This is a genomic window from Streptomyces sp. AF1A (genome assembly GCF_047340315.1).
GTDB lineage: Bacteria > Actinomycetota > Actinomycetes > Streptomycetales > Streptomycetaceae > Streptomyces.
In genome coordinates, this window is sequence record NZ_JBLEBI010000350.1 from 1 (window position 1) to 2,415 (window position 2,415).

At 75.9% G+C, this 2,415-nt stretch carries 2 protein-coding genes; both read right to left on the reverse strand.

What is annotated here, in order from left to right:
• Positions 1-909 (reverse strand): PucR family transcriptional regulator ligand-binding domain-containing protein (locus tag ACLU3S_RS36695; RefSeq protein WP_413956305.1); only part of this gene is annotated, 909 nt, incomplete at its 3' end.
• Positions 910-1,028: 119 nt separating this feature from the next.
• The coding region (locus tag ACLU3S_RS36700; RefSeq protein WP_413956306.1) for an ATP-binding protein at positions 1,029-2,415 on the reverse strand (1,387 nt) is incomplete at its 5' end.

Consider the following 2,415-nt stretch of genomic DNA (forward strand, 5'->3'; position numbering starts at 1 on the left):
GTCGAGCAGCCCGCCGTACAGGTCCCCGGCCACCGCCCGGGCGTGGTCGGGCTCCCCGGCGAGCAGCATGCGCAGCACCGCCGTGCCGATGCGCTGCTCGGCGGCGTGCAGCGAGCGGGAGCGCTCGGTGACGAGGGTGAGCAGGGCGATGGCGGAGTGGACGGCGTACCGCTCCGCGGTGCCGGGGGCGGCGGCCGTCCCCACGGCGAGGGCCGCCCGAGGCCGCCGTCCGGTCCCCAGGGAGTGCAGTTCGACGCGGTCCTCGTTCTCCGGGGCGCCGACCACGGAGGACGCGGGCGCGGGCCGCTCCCGCAGCCGTTCGACGTCCTGGGTGAGCCGGGCCGCGCGCCGACCGGCCCACTCGGGTGCGGCGGCGACGACGGCGCCCGAGGCGTCGTACAGCGCCGCCCACCCGTCGACCTGTGCGGCGAGCGCGGTGAGCAGCCCCTCGGGGCCGGCGTTCAGGGCCTGTTTGGTCAGTTCCCGCTGGGCGGCGAAGCCCGCGGTGACCGCCCGGTACTGGTCGGCGGCGATCGCGGCCGACACGGCCTTGCTGATGGCCAGGAAGGGGGTGCGGCGGGGCACCTCCAGCAGCGGCAGCCCCTCCTCCTGGCAGGCGTCGACGAGGGGCCCGGGGATCTCGTCGTAGGTGACGCCGACGGCGAAGCCGAGCCCGACGACGCCCGCGCCGACCAGCCGCCGCACATAGCGGCGCATCGCCTCGGGGTTGTCCGCGTCCAGCTTGAGGGCGGTGATCAGCAGCAGCTCGCCGCCCTCCATGTAGGGCACGGGGTCGGCCAGCTCGCTCACGTGCGCCCAGCGCACGGGCACGTCGAGGCGGTCCTCGCCCGCGCGCACCGTCAGCTTCAGCGCGGAGTGGTGGACGAGCGAGGCGAGCGTCGGGGGCATGAGGCCTTCACGGTGAGGGAGGTCCGGTGAACGGGGTGATCTTTTGGCCGCGGCGTATGAACGGCCTATGCCGATTCTGCCTCACCGTACGATCGCCCGCTGGCCCTCCCCCGGGTGGCTCAGCCCCGCAGATCGACCAGCAACGGCGGCGCGTGCTCGCCCTGCACGGTCGTCAGGGACAGCACCCCGTGTCCCGCCGGCACCCCGTGCGCCAGCTCGGACGCGGACCAGCGCTCGCGCTCCACCTGGCGGACGGTGACGGCGCGGGCGGTGGGCGCCTTGCCGGTGATGACCCGGCGCAGCATGTGCACGGCCTTGCCGGCCGGGGTCTCGGCGATGATCTGCCGGTCGGTGACGTCCCGGGTCTCGGTCCACTCCTTGCCCCACACCTCGGCGAAGTCCTGCCCGTCCCAGGGGGTGAGCCCGGACAGCGCCATCCGGCAGCCGGTGGCGCCGAGCAGCGGACCGCGTAGCGGCCGGGGCACGTCGTCCAGGGTGCGCAGGGTGAGCACCGTACCGGCGTTGACCGAGCGCAGCCGCTGGATCGCGCGCACCGCCTCGGGGGTGACCACCCCGGTGGCGTCGTCCAGGAGCAGGCAGGCGAACAGCGAGCGGTCCTCCCGTACCGTCACGGCGGCCGTGAACTGGGCGAGCACCAGCCGGGCCAGGATGCGGGAGGCGTCGGCGTGGCCGCGCTGGGGCAGGTCGATGCGGACCCGGACCGGGTGGTCGAGGGCCCTGAGCGAGAACGGCCGGGTCTGCCCGGAGGTGTCGAAGAAGGTGGCGAAGGCGGGCCGGTCGAGCAGCGCGATCCGGTCGGCGAGCACGGTGCCGATGTCGCCGGGGTGGGCCATCTGCCGCTCCCGGGCGTCCAGTTCGCGCAGCAGCGAGTCGTGCCCGGTGTCCGTCAGGGCCTTGCGCAGGGCGGCCAGCGGGCCGGGCACGCCGTCGAGCAACTGCCGCAGCTCGGGCACGGACGGGAAGCGGTCGTGGACCGCGCGGAAAGGGCCGAGCAACTGGGCGAGGACGGTGGTGGAGCGACGGCTGTCGCTGCCCGGCTGCGGGTCGGTCAGGTCGCCGACGAGGGCCTCGGCCAGTATGGCGGCGGCCTCGTCGGGGTCGGTGGTGCCGCCGTACAGGTCGAGGTCGTACTCGGACTCCGGCTGCCCGATGCGGACGACGACGTCGTAGGACTGCGCCGGGCCGAGGCCCGCGCCCGCCGCGCCGACCACCACGACCGAGGCCCGGCCCGTGAGGGCGTGCAGGCACAGGGACTCGGCGAGCGGCCGCACCACCGCGCCGGTCTTGCCGGAGCCGGCCGGGCCGACGGCCAGCAGCGAGGTGCCGAGCAGGTCGGGGCCGAGGCCGAGGCCGGCGCCGCGGTAGTGGTAGGGGTTGCGCGGGTCGTCGGCGGCGGTGCCGAGCCGGACCTGGCCGGTGAGCAGGTCGTGCCGGGCCTGGCGGGCGGGCAGATCGCGCTCGCCGGAGGGGTGCAGGCAGGCGGCG